This window comes from Streptomyces sp. NPDC059909, from assembly GCF_042730885.1.
In the GTDB taxonomy this organism is placed as follows: domain Bacteria; phylum Actinomycetota; class Actinomycetes; order Streptomycetales; family Streptomycetaceae; genus Streptomyces.
The window spans coordinates 1-26119 of the sequence record NZ_JBHWKX010000001.1 but is presented as its reverse complement, the minus strand read 5'-3'; the positions used below and the strand labels follow the sequence as shown (position 1 = coordinate 26119).

General features: G+C 70.8%; 27 protein-coding genes, 1 tRNA gene and 2 pseudogenes. 8 read left to right on the top strand and 22 right to left on the bottom strand.

Going from position 1 to position 26119, the window contains the following annotated elements; all coding sequences use genetic code 11:
- Positions 1 to 172 precede the first annotated feature (172 nt).
- Positions 173 to 466, bottom strand: a complete 294-nt coding sequence (locus ACFV9O_RS00150; RefSeq protein ID WP_385410524.1) for a Dabb family protein — start codon at positions 464 to 466, stop codon at positions 173 to 175.
- A gap of 22 nt (positions 467 to 488) precedes the next feature.
- Positions 489 to 653: a hypothetical protein gene (locus tag ACFV9O_RS00145; protein WP_385410523.1), complete on the bottom strand. Its 165-nt coding sequence runs from the start codon at positions 651 to 653 to the stop codon at positions 489 to 491.
- Positions 654 to 1146: 493 nt separating this feature from the next.
- Here ACFV9O_RS00145 and ACFV9O_RS00140 point away from each other — a divergent pair, with 493 nt between their 5' ends.
- Positions 1147 to 1749 carry a dihydrofolate reductase family protein gene (locus tag ACFV9O_RS00140; RefSeq protein WP_385410521.1) on the top strand — a complete coding sequence of 201 codons (603 nt, stop codon included), beginning with the start codon at positions 1147 to 1149 and terminating at the stop codon, positions 1747 to 1749.
- 55 nt (positions 1750 to 1804) lie between these two features.
- Here ACFV9O_RS00140 and ACFV9O_RS00135 read toward each other — a convergent pair.
- The 4 genes from ACFV9O_RS00135 to ACFV9O_RS00120 form a co-directional block, all read right to left on the bottom strand.
- Positions 1805 to 1889 (bottom strand) — tRNA-Ser (locus ACFV9O_RS00135).
- A gap of 48 nt (positions 1890 to 1937) precedes the next feature.
- Positions 1938 to 2366: a tRNA adenosine(34) deaminase TadA gene (gene tadA, locus ACFV9O_RS00130; RefSeq protein WP_385410520.1), complete on the bottom strand. Its 429-nt coding sequence runs from the start codon at positions 2364 to 2366 to the stop codon at positions 1938 to 1940.
- A 47-nt stretch (positions 2367 to 2413) separates the two neighbouring features.
- Entirely contained in the window at positions 2414 to 2956 is a 543-nt protein-coding gene (locus ACFV9O_RS00125) for a hypothetical protein (RefSeq protein WP_385410518.1), read from the bottom strand.
- Positions 2957 to 3114: 158 nt separating this feature from the next.
- The gene (locus tag ACFV9O_RS00120; RefSeq protein WP_385411088.1) at positions 3115 to 3342 is read right to left on the bottom strand and encodes a hypothetical protein; all 228 of its coding nucleotides are present in this window, start codon (positions 3340 to 3342) and stop codon (positions 3115 to 3117) included.
- 99 nt (positions 3343 to 3441) lie between these two features.
- Between ACFV9O_RS00120 and upp the strand changes: the two genes are divergently transcribed.
- Positions 3442 to 4077 (top strand): uracil phosphoribosyltransferase, encoded by a 636-nt coding sequence (upp, locus tag ACFV9O_RS00115; protein ID WP_385410516.1) that lies wholly within the window; start codon positions 3442 to 3444, stop codon positions 4075 to 4077.
- A gap of 137 nt (positions 4078 to 4214) precedes the next feature.
- On the opposite strand, the gene ACFV9O_RS00110 is transcribed toward upp, so the two are convergent.
- The 10 genes and pseudogenes from ACFV9O_RS00110 to ACFV9O_RS00065 form a co-directional block, all read right to left on the bottom strand.
- The gene (locus ACFV9O_RS00110; RefSeq protein WP_385410514.1) at positions 4215 to 4835 is read right to left on the bottom strand and encodes a LytR C-terminal domain-containing protein; all 621 of its coding nucleotides are present in this window, start codon (positions 4833 to 4835) and stop codon (positions 4215 to 4217) included.
- Between the two features lie 196 nt (positions 4836 to 5031).
- Positions 5032 to 5328 carry a type II toxin-antitoxin system VapB family antitoxin gene (locus ACFV9O_RS00105; RefSeq protein WP_003999914.1) on the bottom strand — a complete coding sequence of 99 codons (297 nt, stop codon included), beginning with the start codon at positions 5326 to 5328 and terminating at the stop codon, positions 5032 to 5034.
- A 511-nt stretch (positions 5329 to 5839) separates the two neighbouring features.
- Complete coding sequence (locus ACFV9O_RS00100; protein WP_385410512.1) at positions 5840 to 7399, bottom strand: M28 family metallopeptidase; 1560 nt, start codon at positions 7397 to 7399, stop codon at positions 5840 to 5842.
- Positions 7400 to 7535: 136 nt separating this feature from the next.
- A complete protein-coding gene (locus ACFV9O_RS00095) occupies positions 7536 to 8117 on the bottom strand; it encodes an HhH-GPD-type base excision DNA repair protein (protein ID WP_385411086.1) in 582 nt (193 codons plus the stop codon).
- A gap of 231 nt (positions 8118 to 8348) precedes the next feature.
- Positions 8349 to 9053: pseudogene (locus tag ACFV9O_RS00090) on the bottom strand (SDR family NAD(P)-dependent oxidoreductase); the annotation flags it as partial.
- Positions 9010 to 10263 carry a YncE family protein gene (locus ACFV9O_RS00085; RefSeq protein WP_385410510.1) on the bottom strand — a complete coding sequence of 418 codons (1254 nt, stop codon included), beginning with the start codon at positions 10261 to 10263 and terminating at the stop codon, positions 9010 to 9012. The pseudogene ACFV9O_RS00090 and the gene ACFV9O_RS00085, both read right to left, overlap by 44 nt.
- Before the next feature lie 121 nt (positions 10264 to 10384).
- Positions 10385 to 11620, bottom strand: a complete 1236-nt coding sequence (locus ACFV9O_RS00080) for an RNA polymerase sigma factor (protein WP_385410509.1) — start codon at positions 11618 to 11620, stop codon at positions 10385 to 10387.
- Positions 11617 to 12036, bottom strand: a complete 420-nt coding sequence (locus tag ACFV9O_RS00075; protein ID WP_385410508.1) for a YciI family protein — start codon at positions 12034 to 12036, stop codon at positions 11617 to 11619. The genes ACFV9O_RS00080 and ACFV9O_RS00075 overlap by 4 nt, the downstream gene beginning before the upstream one ends.
- A gap of 135 nt (positions 12037 to 12171) precedes the next feature.
- On the bottom strand, positions 12172 to 13119 hold the full coding sequence (locus ACFV9O_RS00070) for a 2-dehydropantoate 2-reductase (RefSeq protein WP_385410507.1): 948 nt from the start codon (positions 13117 to 13119) through the stop codon (positions 12172 to 12174).
- Positions 13116 to 14093 carry a zinc-binding alcohol dehydrogenase family protein gene (locus ACFV9O_RS00065; protein WP_385411084.1) on the bottom strand — a complete coding sequence of 326 codons (978 nt, stop codon included), beginning with the start codon at positions 14091 to 14093 and terminating at the stop codon, positions 13116 to 13118. Before ACFV9O_RS00065 ends, ACFV9O_RS00070 begins: the two co-directional genes overlap by 4 nt.
- Positions 14094 to 14213: 120 nt before the next feature.
- Between ACFV9O_RS00065 and ACFV9O_RS00060 the strand changes: the two genes are divergently transcribed.
- Positions 14214 to 14597 (top strand): ArsR/SmtB family transcription factor, encoded by a 384-nt coding sequence (locus ACFV9O_RS00060; RefSeq protein ID WP_385410506.1) that lies wholly within the window; start codon positions 14214 to 14216, stop codon positions 14595 to 14597.
- Positions 14598 to 14600: 3 nt separating this feature from the next.
- On the opposite strand, the gene ACFV9O_RS00055 is transcribed toward ACFV9O_RS00060, so the two are convergent.
- The gene (locus tag ACFV9O_RS00055) at positions 14601 to 15476 is read right to left on the bottom strand and encodes a nitroreductase/quinone reductase family protein (RefSeq protein ID WP_385410504.1); all 876 of its coding nucleotides are present in this window, start codon (positions 15474 to 15476) and stop codon (positions 14601 to 14603) included.
- A 737-nt stretch (positions 15477 to 16213) separates the two neighbouring features.
- Here ACFV9O_RS00055 and ACFV9O_RS00050 point away from each other — a divergent pair.
- Positions 16214 to 18172, top strand: a complete 1959-nt coding sequence (locus ACFV9O_RS00050; RefSeq protein ID WP_385411083.1) for a nitrate- and nitrite sensing domain-containing protein — start codon at positions 16214 to 16216, stop codon at positions 18170 to 18172.
- Positions 18173 to 18290: 118 nt separating this feature from the next.
- Here ACFV9O_RS00050 and ACFV9O_RS00045 read toward each other — a convergent pair whose 3' ends face one another.
- Positions 18291 to 19022, bottom strand: a complete 732-nt coding sequence (locus tag ACFV9O_RS00045; RefSeq protein WP_385410502.1) for a CAP domain-containing protein — start codon at positions 19020 to 19022, stop codon at positions 18291 to 18293.
- 573 nt (positions 19023 to 19595) lie between these two features.
- Between ACFV9O_RS00045 and ACFV9O_RS00040 the strand changes: the two are divergent.
- From ACFV9O_RS00040 to ACFV9O_RS00025, 4 genes and pseudogenes are all read left to right on the top strand, one after another.
- A pseudogene (locus ACFV9O_RS00040) lies at positions 19596 to 19931 on the top strand (ABC transporter); the annotation flags it as partial.
- A gap of 105 nt (positions 19932 to 20036) precedes the next feature.
- Positions 20037 to 20465: a hypothetical protein gene (locus ACFV9O_RS00035; protein ID WP_385411081.1), complete on the top strand. Its 429-nt coding sequence runs from the start codon at positions 20037 to 20039 to the stop codon at positions 20463 to 20465.
- Complete coding sequence (locus tag ACFV9O_RS00030) at positions 20459 to 20764, top strand: helix-turn-helix transcriptional regulator (RefSeq protein ID WP_385410501.1); 306 nt, start codon at positions 20459 to 20461, stop codon at positions 20762 to 20764. The genes ACFV9O_RS00035 and ACFV9O_RS00030 overlap by 7 nt, the downstream gene beginning before the upstream one ends.
- Entirely contained in the window at positions 20761 to 21732 is a 972-nt protein-coding gene (locus ACFV9O_RS00025; protein ID WP_385410499.1) for an NAD(P)-dependent alcohol dehydrogenase, read from the top strand. The genes ACFV9O_RS00030 and ACFV9O_RS00025 overlap by 4 nt, the downstream gene beginning before the upstream one ends.
- Before the next feature lie 22 nt (positions 21733 to 21754).
- On the opposite strand, the gene ACFV9O_RS00020 is transcribed toward ACFV9O_RS00025, so the two are convergent.
- The 4 genes from ACFV9O_RS00020 to ACFV9O_RS00005 all read right to left on the bottom strand — a co-directional run bounded on the left by ACFV9O_RS00020 (position 21755) and on the right by ACFV9O_RS00005 (position 25948).
- Positions 21755 to 22453 (bottom strand): L,D-transpeptidase, encoded by a 699-nt coding sequence (locus tag ACFV9O_RS00020; protein WP_385410497.1) that lies wholly within the window; start codon positions 22451 to 22453, stop codon positions 21755 to 21757.
- 227 nt (positions 22454 to 22680) lie between these two features.
- A complete protein-coding gene (locus tag ACFV9O_RS00015) occupies positions 22681 to 24708 on the bottom strand; it encodes a fibronectin type III domain-containing protein (protein WP_385410495.1) in 2028 nt (675 codons plus the stop codon).
- A gap of 118 nt (positions 24709 to 24826) precedes the next feature.
- Positions 24827 to 25039 (bottom strand): DUF4287 domain-containing protein, encoded by a 213-nt coding sequence (locus ACFV9O_RS00010; RefSeq protein ID WP_385410493.1) that lies wholly within the window; start codon positions 25037 to 25039, stop codon positions 24827 to 24829.
- A gap of 291 nt (positions 25040 to 25330) precedes the next feature.
- Entirely contained in the window at positions 25331 to 25948 is a 618-nt protein-coding gene (locus ACFV9O_RS00005; protein ID WP_385410491.1) for a hypothetical protein, read from the bottom strand.
- Positions 25949 to 26119: the final 171 nt, after the last annotated feature.

The following is a 26119-nucleotide window of genomic DNA, read 5'->3' as shown; positions in this document are numbered from 1 at the left end:
AGCGGATCGATCTCGGTCAACTCATCCATCAAAAGCGGTCATAGCATCACAAGACATGTCCACTGTGTGCAAGCACCGTATAACTCCGTGTTGAGGGCAAGTTGGGGCATACATAACAAATGCCCCCCACCGTTGCGGTGGGGGGCACGGGCAGCCGGGGTCGGAGGGCGCCTCAGAACTCGTAGTCGGCGATCACCCACGTGGCGAACTCGCGCCACTGTCCGGCGGCCGCCTGGTGGGCCGGGTGCTCGATGTAGCGCTTCAGGGCGTCCGCGTCCGCGACCGCCGAATTGATCGCGAAGTCGTAGGCGATCGGCCGGTCGGTGATGTTCCAGCCGCACTCCCAGAACTCCAGCTCGGGGATGACCCCGCCGAGCTCCTGGAAGGCCTTCGCGCCGGCGACGACGCGGGGCTCGTCGCGCCTGACGCCCTCGTTGAGCTTGAGCAGGACCAGATGGCGGATCAAGGGGGACGCTCCTCGTGTCGAGCTAGTTGACGAGCTCCGTCATGAACTCTCCGACGCCTTGAGCGGCGCTCGAAATCCCTTCGAAGCCTACCTGGACCAGGTCGGCCGCGCGTTCCGGGGAGTTGATGATCGTGTACAGGACGAAGACGACGACTATGAAGAGAGCGATCTTCTTCGTTTGCACCATCGGTCCTGCCTCCCCTGCGGCCCCTGCCAAGTCGCGTGAGTCTAACTGAGTCTTTATGGACCAAGGACCCGGAGATCCGGGCCCTTTGCCCGGCCCGGCAAGGGTGCCCACGGGCGCAGGATGGGAGGTGAACCCGGAGGATCCGGCAGGAATCCGAAGGGTGAGGAACCGGCCCCCACTGCGGGGTCCCGGGCCGTGAGCTTCCCCCGAGTACGGCCCGGGTCCGGCGGATCGGTTCCCGTCGGGGGAGCGGCTTGTCCCCCCGATGCCGCTCCCCCGTCCTCCTCTTTCCTCCTCTCTCCTCCGGAGGCGGGCAGAGGCGGGCGAACGGCAACTGCAACGCGGAAGGGCCCCGGTGCCGAGCACCGGGGCCCTTCCGTGCCCGTTCCCGCCTTTCCCGGGACGGACGGGGTTCCAGGGGCAACGATGAGTCCGGAGCGGTTCGACGGTCTCCCATGCCGTAAGCCCCGAGCGAGGAAGAGGAGCGAGTCCCATGCGCATCGTCATCACTGAGTTCATGAGCCTGGACGGTGTCGTGCAGGCGCCGGGCGGACCCGACGAGGACACCGAAGGCGGCTTCGCCCACGGCGGCTGGACGCACCCGTTCTTCGACCCGGAGATGGTGGGTGGGGTCTTCGACGATGCGCTGGGCAAGGCCGATGCGCTGCTGTTCGGGCGCCGCACCTGGCAGACGATGGCCGGGGCGTGGCCCGAGCGGGCCGGCGACCCGTTCGCCGACCGGATGAACGCCATCCCGAAGTACGTCGTGTCCGAGACGCTGGGCGACTCCGAACTGACGTGGGACAACACCACGCGCATCCCCGGCGACAAGGCCGTCGCCCGCATCCGGGAGCTGTACGAGACCGACGGCGGCGACCTGTTGGTCATGGGGAGCCCCACGCTCGTGCGCACCCTCCTGCACGAGGGCCTGGTCGACGAGCTCCAGCTCATGATCATGCCGGTGATCCTCGGCGGCGGGAAAACGATCTTCCCGGGCGACGGTGCGCTGCGCGCGCTCGAACTGGTCTCCACGGTCACCAGCGGCACGGGCGTGCTGGTGTGCACCTACCGGTCGCCGAGGGGCGACGGGAACTGAGCCGGAACAGCACGAAGGGGCGGACCCGATCCGGGTCCGCCCCTTCGTGCAAGAGCGGTAGCGGAGGGATTTGAACCCTCGGTGACTTGCGCCACACTCGCTTTCGAGGCGAGCTCCTTCGGCCGCTCGGACACGCTACCGGGAGAGAGCTTAGCCCAAGGTGGGCCGTGCTCTGAAATCGATATCGATCAGCGGTCCCGGAAGAACGCCGACAGCTGCTCCGAGCACTCCGCCTCCAGCACGCCGAGGATCACTTCCGGGCGGTGGTTGAGCCGCCGGTCCCGTACGAGATCCCAGAGCGAGCCGGCCGCGCCCGCCTTCTCGTCCCGCGCGCCGTAGACCACCCGGTCCACCCGGGCCAGCACCAGCGCGCCCGCGCACATCGTGCACGGTTCCAGCGTCACGACGAGCGTGCAGCCCGTGAGCCGCCACTCCCCGCGCGCGGCCGCGGCCCTCCGGAGCGCGAGCACCTCGGCGTGCGCGGTCGGATCGCCGGTCAGCTCGCGTTCGTTGTGGCCCGTGGCGAGGACCGCCCCGTCCGGGTCCAGGACGACGGCGCCGACCGGCACGTCACCGGCCTGCGCCGCCCGCGCCGCCTCCTTGAGGGCGAGACGCATGGGCGCCTCCCACGGAGCACGTACGGGGTCCACGGCCGCTTCGGTCACTAGCGGACGGTCTCCAGCACCTCGGCGGCGCCCAGCGAGTCGGCGATCTCGCCGAGCGCGTCCGAGTCCAGGGCCAGCAGCTCCTTCTCGGACATGCCCAGATCCGCGAGAATCTCGCGGTCGCCGGCCGGCCCGGCCGGGACGAACTCCGCCGAGACCGACGTCTCCTCCTCTTCCTCCTCCTCGTCGTCCGCGACGGCGGGCTCGCCGTCCTCCGTGCCGTCGAGGTCGAGCGAGTCCAGGTCGGCGTCGTCGTCGTCCTGGTCCCCGCCCAGTAGTTCCCTGGTGAGGATTTCCCCGTACGAGGAACGGGCGGCCGCGGCCGCGTCCGAGACATAGATACGAGGGTCCTCCTCGCCCTCCACGCGGACGACGCCGAACCACGCGTCCTCCTGCTCGATGAAGACGAGCACCGTGTCCTCGTCCACCGAGGCCTCGCGGGCCAAGTCGGTCAGATCCGACAGGGTCTCCACATCGTCGAGCTCTGTGTCGCTCGCTTCCCACCCGTCTTCGGTGCGCGCGAGCAGTGCGGCGAAGTACACCGTGACTCTCCCACTGATCAGAGTTGTGACGACCGGCGGTGCGCTTGGTGCCCCGCCCTTTCGGAATCGTGACAGAAACAACGGCTTCGCGAGAGGTCTTCCGGCGTTGCGTCGTGCACGCGTTCAATCAAGAGCCCGCACAGGCGCGCGCTCGGGACTCACCAGCGGAAGGTGCGCATCCGCATGGCCTGGCGCATCCTGGCCGCGCGTGCCCGCCGTGGCTGGACGCGCTCACGCAGCGCCTTCGCCTCGTTCAGCTCGCGCAGGAACTGGGCGCGCCGCCGGCGTCGGTCGGCGTCTGTCTCCTGCTCGCGTTCCCGCTCCTGTTCCGTCCGTGCCCGCGGGTCCGGCGGATCCCGCGGGTCCTGCTGTTCCCGGTCCGGCATCGGCCACACCACCTCGGTGCTGGAAGGGGTACGTCCCACCTTCCCTCCGAAGTGGCCGTTGATGCCAGGGGGTGGCCGCTCCCGGCTACTGTGGAGCCCATGCGGATCCACGTCGTCGACCACCCCCTGGTGGCGCACAAGCTCACCACCCTGCGCGACGAGCGCACCGACTCCCCGACCTTCCGGCGGCTCGCCGACGAGCTGGTGACCCTGCTCGCGTACGAGGCCACCCGGGACGTCCGCACCGAGCAGATCGACATCAAGACCCCGGTGTCGCGGACCACGGGCGTCAAGCTCTCCCGCCCCCGCCCGCTGGTGGTGCCGATCCTGCGGGCCGGACTCGGCATGCTCGACGGCATGGTGCGGCTGCTGCCGACCGCCGAGGTGGGCTTCCTCGGGATGATCCGCAACGAGGAGACCCTCGAGGCGTCGACGTACGCGACCCGCATGCCCGAGGACCTCTCCGGCCGCCAGGTGTACGTCCTGGACCCGATGCTGGCCACCGGAGGCACGCTGGTGGCGGCGATCCAGGAGCTGATCAAGCGCGGTGCGGACGATGTGACCGCGGTCGTGCTGCTGGCGGCGCCGGAGGGCGTCGAGGTCATGGAGCGCGAGCTGGCGGGCACGCCGGTGACGGTCGTCACGGCCTCGGTCGACGAGCGGCTAAACGAGCAGGGCTACATCGTCCCGGGCCTGGGCGACGCGGGCGACCGGATGTACGGCGCGGCCGAGTAGTTCCGGCGCAGCCGGCCGCCCTGCCACCCTCCTCCCGCGAGGGGCGTGGGCGGCAGGGCTGGGCGGAGCGGCTGGGCCGCGCGAAGGGGCGGCTGCTCGGCGAGCAGCCGCTCAGCGCTGCCGGGACGGTCCGGGTGTCAGCACGTCGTGGCCGGCTTCGGCGGGGTGGCCAGGGTTGCCAGCGCCTTGTCCGACGCCGGTTTGGCGGTGAGCGACTTGAAGGCGGTGCCCAGGATCAGATCGACGTCCGCGGTCCTGCGGGCGTCCGTCCTGAGCTGGGTCCCGGCCAGTTGGGTGGCGAGCACCCGAAACGGTCCTTCGTTCGCGGCGGCCGCGCCCAGCAGTATGGCGGTGCCGGGGACCTTCTTGTCGTACTCCACCGGGGCATTGCCCACCTTGCCGATGGTGAACCCGCGTTTGCGCAGTTCGTCGGCGGTGGCCTTGGCGAGTCCGCCGCGCGGGGTCGCGTTGTAGACGTTCACCGTGATCTGGGCCGGTTTCGGCGGGAGGGGCGCGGTGGAGGCCGCGGCCCGGGGCTTGCAGGCCGCCTGGCCGGCCTTCGCCGTAATCTTCTTCCCGCCGCCCGTGAACACGTCGATGAGCTGCAGCGTTCCCCAGCCGCCGAGGCCGAGGGCGGCCACTGCGGCGACGACTGCGAGCACGATCCTGCGGCGGCGTCGGGGGCGGCGCATACGCGGATAGGCGTTGCCCGTAATGCGGTACTTTCCGCCCATGCCTGGGGGAGTGAGCATGCTCATGGGCGCAGCGTAGTGCGGTCGCGCGGCTCTGCCTACTAAACGATCATCGCCCTGCGCCCGTCTGGGTCGGAAACTCCGCCCGTGCGGGTCGGAAAACGCTGCGGAGGCAGACCCGGGGAGATCGGCCGGCCGTCAGGTCGGATCGGCCTGCGTCAGGTCGGTGGGCGTCAGGTCGGCTCGGCGGGGCGACCGGCGGTCAGTCCAGCTCCAGCACGCGGGCGTGCAGCACCTGGCGCTGCTGGAGCGCCGCGCGCACGGCGCGGTGCAGTCCGTCCTCGAGGTACAGATCGCCCTGCCACTTCACGACGTGGGCGAAGAGGTCGCCGTAGAACGTGGAGTCCTCGGCGAGCAGGGTCTCGAGATCCAGCTGACCCTTGGTGGTCACGAGCTGATCGAGGCGGACCGGGCGCGGCGCGACATCCGCCCACTGCCGGGTGCTTTCCCGGCCGTGGTCGGGATACGGCCGCCCGTTGCCGATGCGCTTGAAGATCACACGGAAAGCCTACCGGGCAAGCGGCCGTCGGCGCAGCCAGGCGGCGCCGGTGCGATGCTGGCCAAAACCGCGCAAACCCGGAATAGGGGCCCTGTCATGAGCGAGCCCGAGCCGTTCCCGGCCGCCCCGACGCCCGCCGCCCCCGCCCGGACGGGGCGCTTCCCGCCGAGGCCGGAGCTATCGCGGCCGGTTACGCCATCTCGGGGCCGGCGGGTGACCGGGCCCCCTGCTGTGGGCCCGGTACCGCCGAGCTGTCCCCGGTGGGCGCGAGGGGTGCGCCGGTGCCCGGGGTACGGGAAACGCCGGTGGGGCCTCGGAAGAGGTCCTACCGGCGTTCGAGGTGAAGGTCCCCACGCCCGCAGGGCATAGGGGGACGGGTCGGGGGCGTGGTGCCGGACGGGCTCGTCGTGAGCCCGTCCGGCGATCGAGGACGGACACCCGCCCCACCGGGCGGTACCGGTGCGCTTCACGGCCCGTCCGGAGGCGGTACCGGGTCCGGGGCGGAGCCCCGTTACTCCGTGACCTCGTGGTCGTGGCCGTCGTGGAGGCCGCCCCCGCTGCCCGCGTCGCCGTCCGTGGGGACGGTGACGACCGGCTTGCGGAGCGAGCTCAGGTCCTGGGTGTAGGTGCCGACCGCGTTGGCGATGACGTCGATGTTGACGTCGAACGCCGTCATGTCGATGTTCTTGATGTCGTCGCACTTGGCGTGGTAGCACGCGTCGTACGCGACCCCGGCCGTGCCGCCGAACTTCGCGGCCTGCGCAGCGGTCTTGATGCCCTCCGCGCCGGTGAAGGTGCCGCCGGACGGGATGCCCACCTCGATGAACGGGCCGTAGTCGGAGCGGCCGGTGAAGTCCGTGCCCTCGTGCGGCTTGCCCAGCTTGTCCATGAACTCGTTGATGTCGCGCTCGAGCTGCGCGGAGCCCGCCGGGCCCGCCGGCGAGCCGACGCCGTCCGAGTTGTCGCCGTCGTACACGAACAGGCCGTAGTTCGGCGACGCGATCATGTCGAAGTTGAGGTAGAGCTTGATCTCCTTCTTGCCCAGCTCGCTGAGGTTCGCGACGTAGTGTTTCGAGCCGAGCAGACCGTTCTCCTCCGCGCCCCACCAGGCGAAGCGCACCTTGTTGGCGGGCCGCTTGTGGGACTCGGCGAGCTCCAGGGCGACTTCGAGCAGACCGGCGGAGCCGGAGCCGTTGTCGTTGATGCCGGGGCCCGCCACCACGGAGTCGAGGTGGGAACCCAGCATCACCGTGTTGGCGGCGTTGCCGTGCTTGGTCTCCGCGATGACGTTGCGGGTGGTGCGCTTCTCCTGGAGCTGGCGGATCTCGAAGTTGATGCTCACCGGCCCCTGCGCGAGGTCCGCGGCGAGCTTCTCGCCCTCGGCGAGCGTGATGCCACCGGTCGGGATCTTCCCGGCCTCCGGGGCGCCGAGCGTGCCGGAGAGCACGCCCTCGGTGTTGTTGTAGACCACCGCGCCGATCGCGCCCGCGGCCGCCGCGTTCTGCTGCTTGAGGGCGAAGGTGCAGCCGCCGCGCTTGATCAGGGCGATCTTGCCGGTGAAGGCGCCGGCGGCGAAGTCACCGGGCTCGCAGCCGTTGGTGCCGTCGGCGTCGACGGGCGCGGCGACCAGATCCGCCTTCACGCCGCCCACGGGCGTCGACTTGGTGTACGTCATCGCCGATATCGCGACATCGCGCGGTGCGGGCGAGACCACGGACAGCTTCTCGGCCTTGGTCTCGGTGTAGATGAACTCGAAGTCCTGGTACGAGACGTTGTACCCGGCCTTCTTCAGCAGCTGGTACACGTACGCGGCGGACGCGTCGTGGCCCAGCGTGCCGGCGGCGCGGTTGCCTCCCGCGCTGTCGGCTATCTGCTGGAACTTCTTCAGGTGCTTGTAGGCGTCCTCGGCGGACGACTCGCGTACCAGCCGCTTGGAGAGCTTGGCCGCTTCCTGCGCCGCTGCCTCGGCAGGGTCGTGGGCGGTTGCGGGAGAGGCTGATGCCAGCAGGAGCGGGGTCGCGAGTGCGGCTGCGGCCAGGGTGGCCGCGGCTCTGCGATGGGTTGCGTTCACAGAGGTCCTTCCCGGTGCGAACGAGGTTGAGGGGAAGTTAGCGATCTCTGAGGGTTCTGTGAACAGGTGTGCCGCAACTCACGTGATATTTAGCCGCATTGACAGCATGTTGTACGTCTTAGGGCGTAGACGTAGGTCATTTGGCCGTCTTTGCCGCCCGCTTCATCTCCTGCTTGTGCGAGCGGACCTTGGCCAGCGACTCGGGGCCCGTGATGTCCGCCGCCGAACGGTAGGAGCCCTCCTCGCCGTAGGCCCCCGCCGCCTCGCGCCAGCCCTCCGGCGTGACGCCGAACTGCTTGCCCAGCAGGGCCAGGAAGATCTGCGACTTCTGCTTGCCGAACCCGGGCAGCGCGTTCAGCCGGGCGAGCAGCTCCTTGCCCGTCTTCGCGTCCCGCCACAGGGCCGTCGCGTCACCGTCGTACTCGTCCACGAGGTACTGGCACAGCTGCTGGATCCGCTTCGCCATGGATCCCGGATAGCGGTGCACCGCCGGCTTCTCGGAGAGCAGCGCGGCGAAGGCCTCCGGGTCGCGGGCGGCGATCTCGTGCGCGTCCAGGTCGTCGCTGCCGAGGCGCTGGGCGATCGTGTACGGGCCGGAGAAGGCCCACTCCATGGGGACCTGCTGGTCGAGCAGCATGCCGATCAGGGCGGCGAGCGGGCTGCGGCCGAGGAGTTCGTCGGCTTCGGGCTGCTGGGCGAGATGAATCGAGGGGCTCATGTCCCGATGATGACTCCGGCGCCGTCGCCACGCACGTCCCGTCCGGGTCTCGTCAGCGCCTGCCGGGTGCCCGTCAGGCGTGCGTGAGGCCCGCGCCGTCGCGTCGTACGCCTGCTCGTCGGCCCGGGCCTCGGTGAATCGGTCGAAGTATCTGCCCGTCACCCGCTCCAGCGCAGGGTCCCCGATCAGCCGCATCGTCGGCCGTACGCCGTCGTCGAGCGTGGCCTGCGGGGCACGGCCGATGTCGTGCACCATCCGGGTGTCCATCAGGGCGGCCGGGTGGAGGGCGTTGACGGTGATCCCGCTTCCCGCGAGCTCCTCCGCGAGGCTCATCGTGGACATGATCAGCGCGAGCTTGCTGCGGCAGTAGGCGTGGATGCCCTCGTAGCCGTGCTCCAGCATGACGTCGTCGAAGTCGACGGGCGCCTGCCCCTGCGACGCGACGTTGACGACACGGGCCGGCGCGGACGCGGCCGGCAGGGTGACGAGCTCGCGGGTCAGGACGTACGGCGCGAGGAGGTTCACGGCCAGCCGCAGTTCGTGGCCCTGGCGGCTCACCTCGCGCCGTGAGGTGTGGGGGCCGCCGCCGAGTCCCGCGTTGTTGACGAGCACATCGAGCCCCGGCTCGGCTTCCCGCACCCGCCGGGCCGGCTCGCGGACCTGGTCCAGGTCCGCGAGATCGGCCCGATAGGTACGGACAGCGCTGCCGGGAGCGGCGCCCCTCACCTCGTCGGCGGCGGCGGCGAGCCGTGCGGCGTCCCGCCCGTGCAGCAGTGTGGTCGCGCCGGCCGCGGCGAGGGCGAGGGCGAGTGCGTGCCCCATGCCCCGGGTGGCGCCGGTGAGGAGTACCGCCTTCCCGTCCAGGCGGTAAGGGTCCGTGTTCACGCCATGGCTATTCCCCCGTGGTGGAAGGACCCGTCCAGTCCGCCGCCACATGGCCGAGCCGTACCCGCTGCGGATGGTCGCCCACCGGCACGCTCGCCACCTTCCGGCCGGTCGCGAAGTCGATCGCCGTGACCGCGTCGGCGCCGCTCTCGGAGATGACGCAGGACTTCCCGTCCCCGCTCACGGTCGCCCAGTACGGCTTCGACGCCGCGACGAGCGGCCCCTCCTGGAGGCTCGCCCGGTCGACGACCGTCGCGTAGTCGTCCATCGTCCCGGCGATGCAGAGCTTGTCGCCCTTCGGGCTGATCGACATGCCGTGGTGGCGCGAGTCGTTGACCCAGGTCGTACGGTCCTCACTGGTGGCCGGGTTCTTCGGGAGGGTCTTCTGGCGGGTGATCCTGTCGGTGGCGACGTCGTACTCGAGGAAGCCGTTGAAGAAGGAGACCTGGAAGTAGAGCTTCGACTCGTCGGGAGTGAACGCCACCGGCCGGACCGCGTCGGACAGGTCCTTGCGGCCGAACGCGTCCAGCCGCTGCCGCATGTCGATGACCTTCACCGTCTCGTAGGTCTGCGCATCCACGACCGTGATCTTCCGGTCGCCCTTGGTCCAGTCGAAGAACGGATCGTCGAGTGCGGTGTTGACCTCGCCGATGGCCATGTTCCAGATGTACCTGCCGTCGGCCGTGAAGACGTTCTCGTGCGGCTTGTCGCCGGTCGTGAACGAGCCGGTCTCGCGGCCGGTGGCGATGTCGAGGACATGGACGGTGTTGGACGTGGACGCGGACACGGCGACGCGCTTGCCGTCCGGGGACACGGCCATGTGGTCGGAGCGGAAGCCGGACACGGGGAAGCGCCAGTTGACCTTGTTGGTCGCGACGTCGATCGAGACGACGTCGGCGAAGCTGGGCCGGGAGACGACGACGGCCGCCCCGTCGGGCGTCGAGTACATGTCGTCCACGAACTGGTCGTGGCCCTCGCCCACCGTCATCCGTATCCCGAGGAAGTAGGCGAGCTTCACGGGGTTGAGGTGGATCTCCAGCAGCCGTTCGTCCTTGTCGGGGACGACATTGATCCGGCCGACCTTCGCGAGGGCTCCGGACGACTCGAGTACGTCGGCGGTGCCTTCCCAGTTGTTGCCGACGAACAGCACCTCGCGGAGGCCGTCGGGGGACGTGGCCGCGGCCGCCGGGGGCGCGGACGTCGCGGTGAGGGCGAGTGCTGCGGCGAGGGCGGTGAGGGCAGGGGTCAGTGCTGTCTTCACGGTGCGCTCCTGAGGGTGTGGGGCAGGGGCGTGGGGCAGGAGGGAGACAGGAACTTACTCCGCGGTAAGGTACTGGCGGGTCAGATGAAAGACCAGAGTCCGCACCGGACTCGGTCCGGACTCAGCTCAGCCGGGCCGCCCGCAGCCGGAGATAGCGGCTCTCCGGGATGCTGAGCGTGCGCTGGGCCGCCCGCTGGTACGCCGCCCGCGCCCCCTCCCGGTCCCCGGCCCGCTCCAGCAGATGGGCCCGTACGGCATCGAGCCGGTGGTGCCCCGCCAACCGGTCCTCCAGCTTCGCCACTTCGGTCAGCCCCGCCTCCGGCCCCTCCACCATGGCCACGGCCACCGCCCGCCCCAGCTCGGCCATCGGCGAGGGTGCCCGGCTAACGAGCACGTCGTACAGGGCGAGGATCTGCGGCCAGTCGGTGTCCTCGGCCCGCGCCGCCTCGTCGTGGAGCGCGGCGATCGCCGCCTGCAACTGGTAGGCGCCCGCGGGCCCTTCGGAGAGGGCCTCCTCCACCAGGGCCGTGCCCTCGGCGATCGCGTCGCGGTTCCACAGCGTGCGGTCCTGCTCGTCGAGGGGGATCAGCTCGCCGTGCGGGCCGGTGCGGGCCGCGCTCCGCGCCTCGGTGAGGAGCATGAGGGCGAGCAGCCCGGTGACCGCGCCCTCCTGGGGAAGCAGCCTGCGCACGGCACGGGTCAGCCGGATCGCCTCGTGGGCCAGGTCGGCGCGGTGCAGGGCGGCGCCGGAGGTGGCCGTGTAGCCCTCGTTGAAGATCAGGTAGAGGACCTGGAGCACCGCCGCCAGCCGCCGGTCGCGGTCCTCGGGGCCCGGCGGGCGGAAGGGCACGTCCTTGATCCTCGCCTTGGCCCGGCTGATCCGCTGGGCCGTCGTCGCCTCGGGCAGCAGCAGCGCGCGGGCGATCTCCGCGGTCGTCAGACCGCCGACGGCCCGCAGCGTGAGCGCGATCTGCGCGGGGGGCGTCAGTTCGGGATGGCAGCAGAGGAACAGCAGCGAGAGGGTGTCGTCCTCGGACGGCGCCCTGCCCTCACCGGGCGGCGGGGCGACGAACGCGTCCCGGGGCGCGAGCTGTGCGGCCGTCTCCTCGCGGCGGCGCCGCGCCTCGTCGCTGCGCAGCTGGTCGGTGAGGCGGCGGGAGGCCACCTTGATCAGCCAGCCGCGCGGATTGTCCGGCACGCCTGCGTCGGGCCACTGCTGCGCGGCGGCGAGCAGCGCCTCCTGTACGGCGTCCTCGGCCGGGCCGAAGTGGCCGTACCGGCGTACGAGCGCGCCGAGGACCTGCGGCGCGTGCAGACGCAGCAGGTCCTCGACCTCGACCTCGATCGGGCGCTTCACCGGCAGAGGTCGCCCCCGGCGTCCTGGATCGGACGGATGACCACCGGGTAGTCGGGCGCGCCCTCGGGCATCGGGCACTGGGCGATACGGGCCGCGATCTCGGTGACCCGGTCGAGGCTCTCGCAGTCCAGCACCCAGTACCCGCAGAGCAGCTCCTTCGTCTCGCCGTACGGGCCGTCCGAGATGACCGGCCGGCCGTCCTCGCCCGCGCTCACGAAGCGGGTCTGCGCGGGCTCGACCAGGCCCTGCCCGTCCACGAGCTCACCGGTCTCGGCGAGATCGTTGTTGACGGCCTCCATGAAGGAGAACATCGCCTGCAGGTCCTTCTCGCTCCAGGCCGGGCTGTGCTCGGAGGCCTTGCCGCTCATCGCGTCGTAGTCGGCCTGCGAGCCCTGGACCATCACCAGATACTTCATGGTTCCGCTCCCTCGGGTGGGGTGCCGCCCCTTGTGGGCAACTCTCACAGGGGACGTCGGAGCGGACGACGGTTTCTCGACATGGCACGCGAGATTTTTTGCGGCCTTCGCGATGCGGCCTTCGCGATGCTCGCGTCAGGTGCCCTGCGACGCCTCCTCCCGCAGGCGCAGCACCTCGTACAGGACGCTGTTGACCGGCGTAGGCGTCCCCGTCCGCCCACCGATGCGCACCACCGCGCCGGTCAGGGCCTCCAGCTCGGAGGGGAGGCCGGCCACGAGGTCGCGGTGCAGCGACGTCGTGCCGGTGGCGGGCTGCTGGTCGAGGAACGCCATCGCCGTCGCCACGGCATCGTCCGGCAGTTTGACGTCCGTCGCCAGCGCCACCTGCCGGATCTCGGTCATCGCCGCCACGAGCAGCTGCCGCGTCCCCGGCCGGGTGCGCAGGACCCCGAACGGCACGTCCGTCACGGCGCCGAGCCCGCCGGGCGGCACCACGAACAGGAACTTGGCCCAGAGCTCGGCCCAGATGTCATCGGACACCACGGCCGTCACCCCGTCCGTCGCGTCGAGTGCGGCCCGAAGCCGCGCGACCCGGTCCGTCGGCCGGTTGTCCCACTCCGCGAAGGACAGCAAACCCGGTCCGCCGGCATGGCGTACCCGTCCGGGACCGTCGAGCTGGGCGATGATCTTCGCCGTGCCCGGCAGGACCGCGTCCCGGCCGATGGCCTCGGCGACCTCGGCGGGCGCCTCGACCCCGTTCTGGAGCGTCACGACGGCGGTGCCGGTGCCCAGGAGCGGAGGCAGTGCGTCGACGGCGGACGGCAGTTGCCACGTCTTCACGCACAGAAGTACGTAGTCCACCTCGCCGATCTCCGCGGTGTCGTCCGTCGCCCGGGCCGGTGACACGGTGAAGTCGCCCGCCACGCTCTCCACGGTGAGCCCGTCGCGCCGGAGAGCTTCGAGGTGGGGGCCGCGGGCGACGAAGGCGACGTCGTGGCCGGCGAGCGCGAGACGGCCGCCGAAGTAGCCGCCGACACCGCCGGTACCGATCACGGTGATCTTCAGGGGATTCGTCGCGCTCATGGGGCCACCTTCAGCAGCAGCTTGCCCGTCGAGGTCCGCCCGCCCATCAGCGCGTGCGCCCCGGCCGCGTCCTCCAGCGGGAACTCCGCGGTGACCGGCAGCGCCACGACTCCGTCCGTGGCGGTACGGAAGGCGCGTTCGGCCAGCGCACGCAGCGCCTCGGGGGCCGTCTGCGCGAGCGAGAGGATGGAGAAGCCCGCGACCGCACGGCCGGATCCGTAGAGCTCGGCGGGGCCCACCTGCCAGGGCTCGGCCCCGCTCGCGTTGCCGTACGACACGATGCGCCCGAAGACGGCGAGTGCGTCGAGACCGCGGCGGAGGGTGTCACCGCCCACCGGGTCGAGCAGCAGATCGACGCCGCGGCCACCGGTGGCGCGGCGGACCTCCTCCGGGAACGAGTCGCCGACGAACACCTCGTCGTAGCCGTGCTCCAGGGCGTGCCCGGCCTTCGCGGCCGACGACACCACGCCGTACACGGCCTTCGCGCCCGCCGCCCGCGCCAGCTGTCCGGCCACCGTGCCGACGCCGCCCGCCGCGCCGTGGACCAGCACGGTCTCGCCGGCGCGCAGCCTTCCCACCTCGTGCAGCAGGGCGTGCGCGGTCGGCAGCACGGTGGGGAGCGTCGCGCCGGTGCGCGGGTCCACCCCTTCGGGCAGCGCGAACACGGTGGCGGCCGATACGGCCACGACCTCGGCGTACCCGCCCGCGGCGGTGAGCGCGGCGACCTCCTGCCCCGGGCGCAGGTCCGTCACGCCGGCGCCGACGGCGCGGATCCGGCCCGAGACCTCCAGGCCGGGTACGTAGGGCAGGGCGGCCACCCGGTAGCCCTCGGCCCGCGCCTTGAGGTCCGCGAAGTTCACGCCCGCGTAGGCCACGTCGACGGTGACCTGACCGGGTCCCGGATCGGGTGCGGCGGTCCGTACGACCTTCAGCACCTCGGGACCGCCGTACTCATGGATCTCGACCGCACGCACAGGAGCACACACCCTTCCAAGGTGTCCAAGTCCAAGTTGGCCAGGTGTTCAATGGGAGTCGAACACTCGGAGTGTATGATCCTCATCGAACACTCGGCAAGGGAACGGGGAGGACAGGCCATGACCGACGGGACGGCGGCGAGCGGCGGGCACCGCGCCGCTCCTGTGCACACGCACCCCGACGAGGTCCCCGTCCTGGTCGCCCTCTCCGCGCTCGCCGACCCCGTGCGCATCCAGCTCGTGCGCGAGCTCGCGGGCTCCGCCGACTGGACGCGCGCCTGCGGCAGCTTCGACGTACCGGTCGGCAAGGCCGCCCTCAGCCACCACTTCTCGGTCCTGCGCGCGGCCGGCCTGGTCGAACAGCGCGATGTGGGACCCAAGCGCGTCAACCGCCTGCGCCGCGAGGAGTTCGACGCGCGCTTCCCCGGGCTGCTGGCCCTGGTCCTGCGCCCGGACGAGGACCGCCGCCGGGAGGCCGGACCCGGCGCTCCCGACGGCGGCTGAAACTCAGGGCGCCTGCGGGTCGAGCACCGGGATCAGCTGCTCCTCCTCATAGCGGAGGTGGCTCTCCAGCTCGTCCGTGAGCCGCTCCACCTCGGCGCGGACCTGTGCCGCGTCGGTCCCTTCGGCCGTCACGACCTTCCGCAGGTCCTCGACGAGCTCGGCGATCCGCACGTGCTCGTCCCGCAGCCGGTCCAGGACCGGGGCGAGCTCCGGACGGCGCTGCGCGAGGAGCGGGAACATCCCGGCGTCCTCGCCGGTGTGGTGGTTGTGCACTCCGGCGCAGACGGTCAGGCAGTTCACGCGGAGCTGGGCCCCGATGCCGACGCCGGATCCCCGCTCGGAGTCCGACTGCGACGCCGACTGCCACGCGGCGATTTCCTCGCGGATCAGCGCCAGCTCGCGCCGGAACCCGTCGTGCACGGCCTTGACGGCCGCCCCGAACGACGCCGCGGCGATGTTCGGCGGACCGGGGATCTCCTGGAGGGCGACCACGGGGATCGTCCGCTCCGTCCTCGCCTGGTAGTCGGCCCACCCGGGATCGGCCTCGACCGCTCGGGCGAAGGCGCGATCGCGCTCGGCGCCTTCCAGGACGACGGCCTCGGCCTCGTACGTGAAGACTCCGGCCTCGACGGTGACGCGTGGGTGGGCGACCAGGTTGTGGAACCAGTCGGGATGCCTCGGCGCGCCACCGGCCGATGCGATGACCAGGACGCGCTCGCCGCCGTCGGGCAGATAGCCCACGGGCGTGGTGTGGCGGGCGCCGGATCGCGCCCCGGTGGTGGTGATCAGGAGCAGCCGGCCGCCCTCGAAGGGGCCGCCGACACGTCCGCCGTTGGCACGGAACTCGTCGATGATCTGCTGATTGAAGTCGTGGGGCATGCGCTGCTTTCTTCTCGGGGGTCGAACGAAAACGCCGAACGGCAACGGAGAAGAAAGAAGAAGGCGGGCCTCTCGCCCGCCCCGCGCTCACGCCAGGGCCGGGTACCCCACTCGCTCTTGGCCCAAGGCCGACCCGGCAGTCACGGCGTCAACCGTAGAGCGACAATCGCCCCCGGGCAACGGCGTATTCGAGCCCGGAACCGGAGGTGTGTTCAACGACCAAGTCGCAGCGACGATGAGCCAACTCGTCATCGCCGACGGCCCGTCCAGTCCGGGCGGTGCCCAGGAGGTGACGGCGATTCTCGGCGGTCCGCCACTGCTCCATCAGGCCGGGTCCGGAGACGTACCGGGTCCGGCCCTACTGCTGCATGGCGTAGGTGCCGTGGCCCAGGCGGCACGGGCCGCGGCTGGATGGTGGGCGACGCTGCCCGGGGAGGCCCGTTCCGCCGCAGACCGGTGGCGTCACCTCGCGGCACAGTGGGGCGAGATCGCCGCGCGCGCGGTCGGCCAGGCTTCCGGCAGTGCCCGGGTTCCCGGCACAATCTGTGGGGGAACCCGCCTTGCACGTGTGACATGACTCGGCCGCACCGGCAGCCGGCGACATGCCCAGCGCTGCGTTACGGGAAAGTGGCGTGCGGTGCTCGGCGCGGAACGGGTTCCTGTGAATCGGGAGCAACCAGCCTCTAACCGCCGGGAAACCGCGCCGGGCATGCGGGTTCCTATCGTCGTCGGACGTGATGAAGCGCACCCGGCGGCGCGTTCTGCCGCGACTGTTCACCCTGCCCGGCTGGAGTACGATCCGCGGCCGTATGGCCGTCGTGCTCGCCGTACCCACCTGTCTCCTGCTGGTCGTGACCGGCCTCGGTGTCGCCGACCGGGCAGCCGACTGGTCCGTGGCACGTGAGAGCGCCGATCGGGTCGAGCTCGCGCTCGGGGCCCAGGGCCTGGTGCGAGAGCTGCAGCGCGAGCGCGGCCTCACCAATGGGCTGCTGGGCGGTGCCAGGAAGTACCGCGAGGACGTCGACGCCCAGCGCACACGCACCGACACCGTCCGCACCGCGTTCGGCTCCCTGCTCGAGTCGGATGGCGCGGGCGGGGACACCGCCGAGACCTTACTAAGCGCGCTCGACCCGGTCTCGGAGCTGGTTTCCGTGCGCAGCCAGGTCGACAGCGGCACTGCCGAGCGCGCCGCGACGCTGGCCGCGTACACCAAGGCGATCGACGGACTGATCGGCGCCGTGGCGGTGGAACCGGCCGGCGGCGACGGCGCTCTCGCCGAGGCGATGGGGGCCCTGCAGACTCTCGCCAGGGCCACGGAGGCGGTGGCACTCGAGCGTGGCTTCCTCAACGGGGTCTTCGCGGCGGGACGCTTCAAGGGGACCGAGTTCCTCGACTTCACCGAGGTACGGGCGGATCGGCTGGCCTTCCTGCGTCACTTCGCCGAACTCGCCACCCCCGACCAGCAGTCCGCGCTCGACGCCGCCTTCGCCACCGGCGACGCCCGACGCGCACTCGGCTACGAGAAGCAGGCCGAAGGCGGAGCCGACGGCAGCCGCCTCACGGTGGACCCCGGCCGCTGGTGGTCATCGATGACCTCACTCGTCGACCGGCTCCACGGCGTCCAGCGGGAGATCGGTGCCGACGTCCGAACGCGCGCGGACCGGATTGGCGACGAGGCCACCAGCGAGCTGGGCGGCTTCATCGGACTTGGGGTCCTGATCCTCACGGTCGCCGCCGCACTCGTCGTGCTGTCCGCCCGCTCGATCACCCGGCCCCTGGTCGAGATCGCCGAAGAGGCCGACGCGGTCGCCCGCACTGGGCTGCCCGCAGCTGTCGCCCGTATCCAGGAGGCCGAGGCGGGCGAAGAACTCGTCTCTGTGCCGCCCCGCCAGGTGCCCGGCAGCGCCCTGGAGCTCGTCCGGCTCGCCACCGCCCTGCACAACGTCGAGCACACGGCCATCGCCCTCGCGACCGAGCAGGCTGTGCTGCGCCGCAACAGCTCCGAATCGCTCGCCAGCCTCGGCCGCCGCAATCAGGCACTGCTGTCGCGCCAACTCGGCCTGATCACCGCGCTGGAGAGTCAGGAGGTCGATCCGGACGCACTCGGCGAGCTCTTCCAACTCGATCACCTGGCCACCCGGATGCGTCGCAATGCCGAGTCGCTGCTCGTGCTCGCGGGGGAGGAGCTGCCCCCGCGCACCTGGGCGGGACTGGTGACGGCGGCCGAGGTGGTGCAGTCGGCGATCGCCGAGGTCGAGGAATACCAGCGCGTCGTCGTGGTCGACGTACAGGCGGGTCGGATCCGCGGCCGGGTCGTCGCCGAGCTCTCCCATCTGCTCGCCGAGCTCATAGAGAACGCGCTGGTCTTCTCGCCTCCCTCGCGCCCGGTCGAGATCTATGGCTGGCGCGACGGCGGTGAGTACTGCCTCGCAGTCGTCGATCGCGGTTCCGGCATGACCGCCGAGGAACTGGCCCGCTCCAACGCCCGGCTCGCGGGCCTGGAGTCCTTCCTGGTCGCCCCGACCCGCTACCTCGGCCACTACGTCGTCGGCACTCTCGCGGCCCAGCTCGGCGCCCAGGTCGATCTGCGCCCCACGGGAGGGCCGGGCGGGAGCACCGCCGGAGTCACGGCGTACGTGGCCTTGCCGGCCACTCTCGTGGATGTACCGGAGACGCAGTCGGCGGCGGCAGGCTGAACCGGGGCGACCGGGCCCGGCCGTCCGGGGCCGGCCGACCGGGAGAATGACGAAAGCCCCGACCGGGATCCCGGTCGGGGCTTTCGGCAGGTGCAGAACGGGTCCGTTGACGGGACCGTTATCGGGCCGTGCCGAAGTCCTGCGTCCAGTAGTCGTTCGGCTGCGCGAGGCCGACGCCGATCTCCTTGAACTCACAGTTGAGGATGTTGCGCTTGTGGCCGGGGCTGGTCATCCAGGCCTGCATGACGCTCTCGGGGGTGGAGTAGCCGTACGCGACGTTCTCGCCGTAGGTGCTCCAGTTGTAACCGGCACGCGTGATCCGGTCGCCCGGGTTCGATCCGTCGGACCCCGTGTGGGACATGTTCTTGTGGGCCGCCATGTCCGCGCTGTGGGCCTGAGCGGCCTTCGTCAGCGTCGCGTTGACGGTCACCGGCGAGCATCCGGCCTTGCTGCGCTCGCTGTTGACGAGCTGCACGACGCGGGCCACGGCGCCGGACGCGGGCGCGGCGGGGGTGGTGGAGGCGGCCGGGGCCGGCTTGGCGGTGCTCGGAGCGGTGGGCTTCGAGGTGCTCGGGGGCGCGGTGGGGGTCTTCGAGGCCGGCGCGGACTGCTCCGCCCCGCTCTGCTTCTGCCTCCAGTCCCAGCCGCCGTGCTTCTGCTTCCAGTCCCCGCCGTCGTGCGACCACCGCTGATCGGCGGCCGCGTTCTGCCACTGTCCCCAGGACTTCCCGTCCTGGTTCTCCTGCGAATCCACACAGGCCATGGCGACGGAGGGCACACCCACCGCGCCCAGGGCGACGGCCGCGATGGCTATCTTCCGGTAGTGCGTCTTCCTGCGGTGCTTCCTCATGCATGACCTCACTTGGTGATCGCGGAGCGTCCCCGGTGCGGCCAGCTCTGTCCAGACACTGCACCTGAGCTGCGGGGACGCCTTGCGGGCCGCCATTGTTAGAAGCACGCGGAGCGCAGGGCAACGAGCGCTCGTACTATCCGGCTTCGTAGTGACCTACGGCCCTTGAAAAGAGCGCACAGGCGTGCTGGACCGGCTTGCGGAACTCCGGAACCATCTGTCGCTCCGTCAGAAGTCCCTGTTTGCAAAAGGAACGAGCGGCGTTGCAGGGGGCATCGAACACCCTCGGATCCCGTGCGAGATATGTCTACGTCAAGACGGACAAATCTCACTATGTCGGCTGGGGTGATCGCTACTATTCGGTCGTCTTAGTTCCGGAAATCGAAGTGACGGATGTCACGGAACCATCGGTTTCGGTACGCGAAGAAGGTGCCGCCCGCCGGCCCGCTCCGGCCGGTGCGGAGCGCGAGCCGGTGGCCCGGTTTCAGGGCCTCGTGGTCCCTGAAGCACGGTGATCACCGCAGACAGCGGCCGGCTGAGCGGCGCCGGGCGCGTTCCGGCCGCCGAACCCCAGGCGGTATGCGCCGCCGGCTCGACATCGCGATGATCCTGGTCGGCGCCCCGAGCGTGATCTTCCTCGACGAGCCCGCCACCGGGCTCGACCTGTGCAGCCGCCGCAACATGTAGGAGATCTCCGCGACCTGGTGGATGGCGGCGTCACGGTCTTCCTCGCCATGCAGTACCCCGAGGAGGCCGACCGGCTCGCAGACCGGATCGCGGTCCTCAGCCAGGGCGGGCTCGTCGCCCAGGGCACCCCGGGACGAGCTCAAGCGTCTCGTCCCCGGCGGTCACGTCCGTCTGCGGTTCGGCGACGGGGTCGCGTTCGAAGCAGCCGCCCGGGCAGCCAGGAGCAGGACCTCGGTCATGGCTCGGCAATGTACAGAATTCTTGACTTCATGTGCGCATAGCTTTACCTTCTCGGTGTCAAGTTTGTTTTACAGGGGGAGAGTTGACGTGACCTTCGAAGAGAAACGCGCATGGATCATGGGGGTGGTCGCGGTCGTGGCGTACACGGCCTACCTCGCCATCGTTCTCGGCCGGGCTGAGCACACCCCGCTCGCCGAGGTGTCGTACGTACCGACGCTGCTGTGGACCGTCGGCGCCGCGGTCGCGGCGGCGATCGCGGTCGAGGTCGTGGTCGCGATCGCCTCGCCCAAGGACACCCACAGGAAGGACCAGCGCGACAGGGAGATCACCCGGTTCGGCGAGTACACGGGCCAGTCGTTCGTCGTCATCGGGGGAGTGGCGGCCCTCGCCATGTCGATGGCCGAGCTGGACCACTTCTGGATCGCCAACGCGATCTATCTGGCCTTCGTCCTGTCGGCTGTCCTCGGTTCGGTGGCGAAGATCTCCGCCTACAGGTGGGGCTTCCAGCCGTGGTGAAGCCGACCCGCGTCACGAACACGATCCGGTCGCTCCGCTTCACGCACGGAGAGATGACCCAGGCGGAGCTGGCGGACCGGATCGGCGTGACCCGCCAGACCGTCATCGCCATCGAGAAGGGCCGCTACTCGCCCTCGCTCGAGATGGCCTTCCAGATCGCCCACGTGTTCAGAGTCCCGCTCGAGGAGGTGTTCCAGTACCCGGACGGCGAAGGACGCCAAGGGGCCGAGGGGACCGAAGAGGCCCAAGGGGCCGAAGAAGCCGAAGGAAGCGGACGCAGCGAAGGAGAGGCACCATGAAGGCCATCGTGCACGACACTTACGGCTCGTCCGACGTGCTGGAGCTCAGGGACATCGACAAGCCGTCGGCCGGCGAGGGCGACGTGCTCGTACGGGTGCACGCAGCCGCCGTCGACGCGGGCGTCTGGCACCTCATGACCGGCCTGCCGTATCTCCTCCGCCTCATGGGCTACGGGTTGCGCGCTCCCAAGGTCCGCGTCCGGGGCAGGGAGGTCGCCGGACGTGTCGAGGCCGTCGGCGCCGGGGTCACCCGGTTCCGGCCCGGCGACGAGGTGTTCGGCATCTGCGAGGGCTCCTTCGCCGAGTACGCGAGCGCCCCGGAGGACAGGTTCGTACCGAAGCCCGCGAACCTCACCCTCGAACAGGCGGCGGCCGTTCCGATGTCCGCGCTCACCGCGCTCCAGGCCCTGCGCGACGTGGGACGGGTGCAGCCGGGGCAGAAGGTCCTGATCATCGGCGCCGCGGGCGGGGTGGGCACCTTCGCGGTGCAGCTGGCCAAGGCGTTCGGAGCGGAGGTCACCGGCGTCTGCAGTACGACGAAGACGGACCTGGTCCGCTCGATCGGCGCGGACGACGTCATCGACTACACCCGGGAGGACGTCACCGACGGGACGCGCCACTACGACCTCGTCGTCGACACCGCAGGCAACCGCCCGCTGTCCCGGCTCCGGCGTGCCCTCGCCCCGAGGGGAACCCTGGTCATCGTCGGAGGCGAGGGCGGCGGACGGTGGTTCGGCGGCACGGATCGCGTCCTGCGGGCGGTGATGCTGTCACCGTTCGTGCGCCACAAGCTGCGCGGGCTGGTCTCGGTGGAGCGCCACGAGGACCTTCAGACCCTGCGGGAACTCATCGAGGCCGGCAAGGTCGCGCCGGTCGTCGACGCGACGTACCCGCTGAGCGAGGCCCCCGAGGCGATCCGGTATCTCCAGGGGGGCAACGCACGCGGCAAGGTGGTCATCACGGTGTGAGGCGGGCGACGCGTCCGGTGTCTCAGGTGCCCGGCTTGCGGCCGTAGACGAAGACGTCGTCGCCGTTGCGCAGCAGGTTCCAGTACGTGGAGGCGGCGCCCTTGGTCATGTTCACGCACCCGTGCGACCCGGGCGGTGCCCACACACTGATGCCCACCGAGTGGAAGGCCTGGCCGCCGTCGAAGAACTGGCTGTACGGCATCGGCACGTTGTACAGGCTGGACACGTGGTCGATGTGCCGCCAGTAGATCTTCTTCAGCCCGGTGCGGGTCTCGTGCCCGTCACGTCCGGTCCGCACCGGGACCGGTCCGTACACCAGCTTCGTGCCGTCCTGGATCCAGCTCAGCTGGAGGGTGAGGTCGACGCAGGCGATACGGCCCTTGTTCGTCGGGCACTTGCCGGACTTGTTCGGGTTCGACCCGACGGCCTTCTGCTTGGTCATCAGATCCATGACGCCCCAGGTGATCGGCCCCGCCAGCCCGGCGTTCGGGGTGATCGAGTGCTTCGTCTGGAATGCCTGGATCGCCTTGCAGTCCGTGGCCGACTGCTTCCCGTCCACCGGGAGCCCGAGGAACCGCTCGACCTGCTTCTGGTACGGCCCCGTCTGCGTCGTGCACGAGGTCGCCGCCTGCGCGGTCGTGCTCCCCATGACGAGAGTGAGCGGCGCCATCAGCGCGGCGATCCCGAGTGCGACGACCCCTCGTCTGCGTGTGTCCCCCACTGCTGTCGACTCCTCATGTCCGTGCGCCTGCGGCGAGTGTGGTGCGAGTTCCGCCTGGTAGACGGCGGAGGGGACGCAGTAGTTGCACGCGGGAAGGGGACAGTTCCGTAACGGCCGCGGTCACCTGCCGCGGCGGGGGTCGTCCACCGGCCGTCCACGGTGACGACGAAGGCCGGACCGTCGAAACGGTCCGGCCTCTTCGCCCGGCCCGGTGGCCGGTGGCGTCGTCAGCTTCCGGGCTGCAGGATCGCCCAGGCGTCGCCCGGCGCCGACTCGGTCCCGTCGGCGAGGACGGCGGTCACCCAGTAGAAGTGGGTCGTACCGGTGGCGGCCGTGGTGTCCGTGTAGGAGAGACCGGTGACCGGCTCCGCCGTCAGCGGCTCGTACGTCCCGGCGTCGCCGTTCCAGCGGTGGACGCGGTATCCGGTCGCCTCCCCGACCGCGTCCCAGCCCAGCTCCACCGCCTGGCCCGAATCAGCGGCCGTGGCGGTGAGGTCGAGCGGAGCGCCCGCCGGGGTGTCGACGGAGGGGGTCAGGTCCAGCTCCGTCACCTCGGCGAACGTCATGGCCTCCGGGTTCAGGTACAGCGTGTAGAGGGAGTTCCCCGAGGTGTCCACGGCATCCACGGAGTAGGTCAGGGTCTCGCCGTCCGGCAGCTCCCTGTCCACGTAGTGCGTGGTGCCGGCGTCGACCTCGGCCAGATTGCACCAGCAGGGAAGCTTCTCCACCGGCTCCCTGCGGATGACGAACTTCGCGATGTCGGGGGCCGTGCTGGGATCCCAGTCCAGCACCACGCCGTAGGGCGTGGCCTTGGCCGTCACCCCGGTGACGGCGGGCGGGGGCGTCCGGTCCACGCGCGTGATCGCATAAGGAGCGGACCGCTCCGACTCCCGGCCCTGGGCGTCGACCGACGTCACCGCGTACTGGTACGCGGTCCTGGCGACCGCCGTGCGGTCGGTGCAGTAGTGGACCTGCACGTACGGGGTGGAGCCGCCCTCCCCGAAGTCCTCGCACGTGACGGCGTGCCAGGAGGGGTCGGCCGAGCCGGGCTCGGAACGGTAGACGCGGAATCCCGTCGTCCCGGCGTTCAGACGCGCCTCCCAGAGCAGGCGGATACCGGTGTCCGCCTCGTTGTTCTCGGCGTGGTAGAGCCCGGGAACGGCCGTGGGCCGGGTGTAGGACAGCACGGTGGACGCCGCCGATGTGTTGCCCGCCGCGTCGGTGGCGGTCACCTTGTAGTAGCGCGCCGTGCTGTAGGGGACGTCGGTGAGGGCCAGCGTCGTCGCCTTCGTCGTACCGGCGAGGGAGTACGGCCCGGTGGCCGAGTCGGCCCGGTACACCTTGAAGGCGGAGCCCGCCTCGCTCGCCTTCCAGCCCAGGGTCACGTCCCACTGGCTGTCGGCCGCCGTCAGGCCCGTGGGCGCCTGCGGAGCCGTCCGGTCGACGGTCGTGACGGGCAGATCGATGCCGGAGGACGAGGTGTTCCCCGCGATGTCCACGGCGTCGACGCCGAAGCGGTGGACCGCACCCGTGGCGGGCAGCGTCGTCGTGTAGGAAGTGGCGGTCGTCCGCACCACCTGGGTGCTGGTGCCCGGCCTGCGCAGGTACACCTTGTACCCGGCGAGATCCATCTCCTTGTTCCTCGACCAGGTGAACGTGGCCTTGCTGGTGGCCTTGTCGTACGCGACCTTCGCGCCGGTCGGAGCGAGCGGGGCGGTCTTGTCGACGGTGGCCGAGGTCCTGGGCGCGTAGCTGAACTTGACGTTCGCGCTGCCGGTGAAGGCGGCGAAGTCGACGCGGATGGTGTGGGTGCCCTTGGGAACGGTGACGTAGACCGTCTTGCTGCGGGTCGACGAGACGTTGGACCACAGATCGATCTTGCGGGTGCCGTCGAGGTAGACGCGGACGGCGTCCTGGACGGCCACGCTGAAGGTGAAGGGCCCGCCGGAACCGAAGTCGCGGGTCGTCGTCCAGCGGACCCCGAAGTTGTCGCGCGGCAGCGTGACGCCCGCGGGGTCCCCGGTGCCGTAGCTCTCGCTGATCGCGGAGTCGCACGCGGTCAGTTTCGGAGTGCCGGCGAATGTGGTGTTCGCGTAGTACGACGCCTTCCAGACGCCGGCGGCGCAGGTGGTCGCGGCCTCCGCACCGGATGCGGGCAGCGCGAGGCACGCGACGGCCCCCGCGAGGGCCGTCCCGATGGCTCTGCCGGTGGCACGGTGGCGCCGTGTGCGGCGACTCCTCGTCAATGTGTTCATGATCCCCTCCCCAGAGGAGGGCAGCATGGCATATGCCCGGTGGGCCGCGAAAACCACTTCTCGGCGGCCGGCGCGGGCGTTCCGGTGTGCCTTTACCGCCCGGCGCCGCGAGCGACGCTCACTTGCCCTTGCCCTCCGCGAGGGTGTGCGCGACAAGGGCGTTGGCGTGGCCGTGGCCGAGTCCGTGCTCGGTTTTGAGCCAGGAGACGAGTTCCATGTGCCTGGTCAGCGGCGAGGAGCGGATGAGGTCCTTCCACTCCGCGACCGGGCGGCCGTACTTCTTCTCGATCGAAGGGAAGTAGCCGGCCGGGCCCTTCACGGTTTCCGTCATGTCCGCAGTCCCATACGTCGGTGCCGAGTGATCCCGGAGTGTCGCTTCGTTCGCCGTGGCGCCGGGGTGCCACGGCGTTGTTGCTTGGAGGACCGACGGAGAAGAGCAGAGTGATCGGTTCGGTGAAGTGTCCTGGGTCACATCCGGCCGAGAGGCGCACGGCCAGGTGCGCTGCGTCCGAGACGCTGGGCGGCTCCGAACCGACGTCGGACCACACCACGCTCGTCCCCGGTGGCAAGGTCGTCGCGATCGCGGCAGCTGAGGGCGCCTGCCTGCCCCACGGATGGCGAATCAGCCGATGCACACACCGATCAGGCACACCTGCGTCGGTGACGTCGGCGCCTCCACCGGCGCTGTCGGCAGGATGTTCACGATCGATGAACCTGCGCCGGGGTGTTCGGCAGCGGCCGGCGCGGTCGTCTCCGGGGCCGTGGCCGGGGCCTCGGCGTCGCCGACGTGTGTCCCCTCGGCCGACGCGGGTGCGGTGCGCGGCCCGGCGCTCAGCGACGCGGAGGGCCGGACCGCAGCGGCGGTTTCCGGCGGCCGGCCCGTCGTCGCGGCGGGGGGTATGGCGGCGGTGGTGTTCTGCCGGCGGCCGGTCGTCGCGGGCGGGCGACTGCCGGGATGCCGCGTGACCGGGGTGTCCGGTTGCTCCGACGGCGAGCCGGTGGTCGCAGTCCCGGGCGTGGCGGCGGTCACCGGCTCCGGCGGCGGAGCCGCGTGGGTGTGGCTGGTGGAAGGCCTGCCGTTCGGCAGCGCGGCAACGGTCAGGCCGCCACCGACGAGGGCAACGGCCGTTGCGGCCAGGGCCCGACGCCGGTTCTTCTTCCAACGCGCCAGCTGCCGGCGCCGAGCCGCCCGGCCCTGTCCGGTGGAGGCGGCGCCTTCGAGGCCGCCGGCCGATCCCATGCCCGATGCCTCCGCCTGCGCGTCTTCGGACGCGCCACTGCCGACCGGTGCGGCGCCGGAGTGACGAAGGCCGGGGGTGACTGGTTTGGTGGTCAGGCTGGAATGGGGATCCAGGCTCCTCGGCCGTCGAAGAGCTGGGTAACCACGTCGAGCAGGTTCTTGCCCTGTTTC

Coding starts and splice junctions, on each gene's coding strand:
- ACFV9O_RS00060 (WP_385410506.1), top strand. CDS start 14,214: ATGACCGACGGGACGGCGGCGAGCGGCGGGCACCGCGCCGCTCCTGTG.
- tadA (WP_385410520.1), bottom strand. CDS start 2,366: ATGCGTCTCGCCCTCAAGGAGGCGGCGCGGGCGGCGCAGGCCGGTGAC.
- ACFV9O_RS00015 (WP_385410495.1), bottom strand. CDS start 24,708: ATGAACACATTGACGAGGAGTCGCCGCACACGGCGCCACCGTGCCACC.
- ACFV9O_RS00005 (WP_385410491.1), bottom strand. CDS start 25,948: ATGGGATCGGCCGGCGGCCTCGAAGGCGCCGCCTCCACCGGACAGGGC.
- upp (WP_385410516.1), top strand. CDS start 3,442: ATGCGGATCCACGTCGTCGACCACCCCCTGGTGGCGCACAAGCTCACC.
- ACFV9O_RS00110 (WP_385410514.1), bottom strand. CDS start 4,835: ATGAGCATGCTCACTCCCCCAGGCATGGGCGGAAAGTACCGCATTACG.
- ACFV9O_RS00145 (WP_385410523.1), bottom strand. CDS start 653: ATGGTGCAAACGAAGAAGATCGCTCTCTTCATAGTCGTCGTCTTCGTC.
- ACFV9O_RS00010 (WP_385410493.1), bottom strand. CDS start 25,039: ATGACGGAAACCGTGAAGGGCCCGGCCGGCTACTTCCCTTCGATCGAG.
- ACFV9O_RS00025 (WP_385410499.1), top strand. CDS start 20,761: ATGAAGGCCATCGTGCACGACACTTACGGCTCGTCCGACGTGCTGGAG.
- ACFV9O_RS00120 (WP_385411088.1), bottom strand. CDS start 3,342: ATGCCGGACCGGGAACAGCAGGACCCGCGGGATCCGCCGGACCCGCGG.
- ACFV9O_RS00140 (WP_385410521.1), top strand. CDS start 1,147: ATGCGCATCGTCATCACTGAGTTCATGAGCCTGGACGGTGTCGTGCAG.
- ACFV9O_RS00045 (WP_385410502.1), bottom strand. CDS start 19,022: ATGAGGAAGCACCGCAGGAAGACGCACTACCGGAAGATAGCCATCGCG.
- ACFV9O_RS00070 (WP_385410507.1), bottom strand. CDS start 13,119: ATGAGCGCGACGAATCCCCTGAAGATCACCGTGATCGGTACCGGCGGT.
- ACFV9O_RS00095 (WP_385411086.1), bottom strand. CDS start 8,117: ATGAGCCCCTCGATTCATCTCGCCCAGCAGCCCGAAGCCGACGAACTC.
- ACFV9O_RS00055 (WP_385410504.1), bottom strand. CDS start 15,476: ATGCCCCACGACTTCAATCAGCAGATCATCGACGAGTTCCGTGCCAAC.
- ACFV9O_RS00075 (WP_385410508.1), bottom strand. CDS start 12,036: ATGAAGTATCTGGTGATGGTCCAGGGCTCGCAGGCCGACTACGACGCG.
- ACFV9O_RS00050 (WP_385411083.1), top strand. CDS start 16,214: ATGAAGCGCACCCGGCGGCGCGTTCTGCCGCGACTGTTCACCCTGCCC.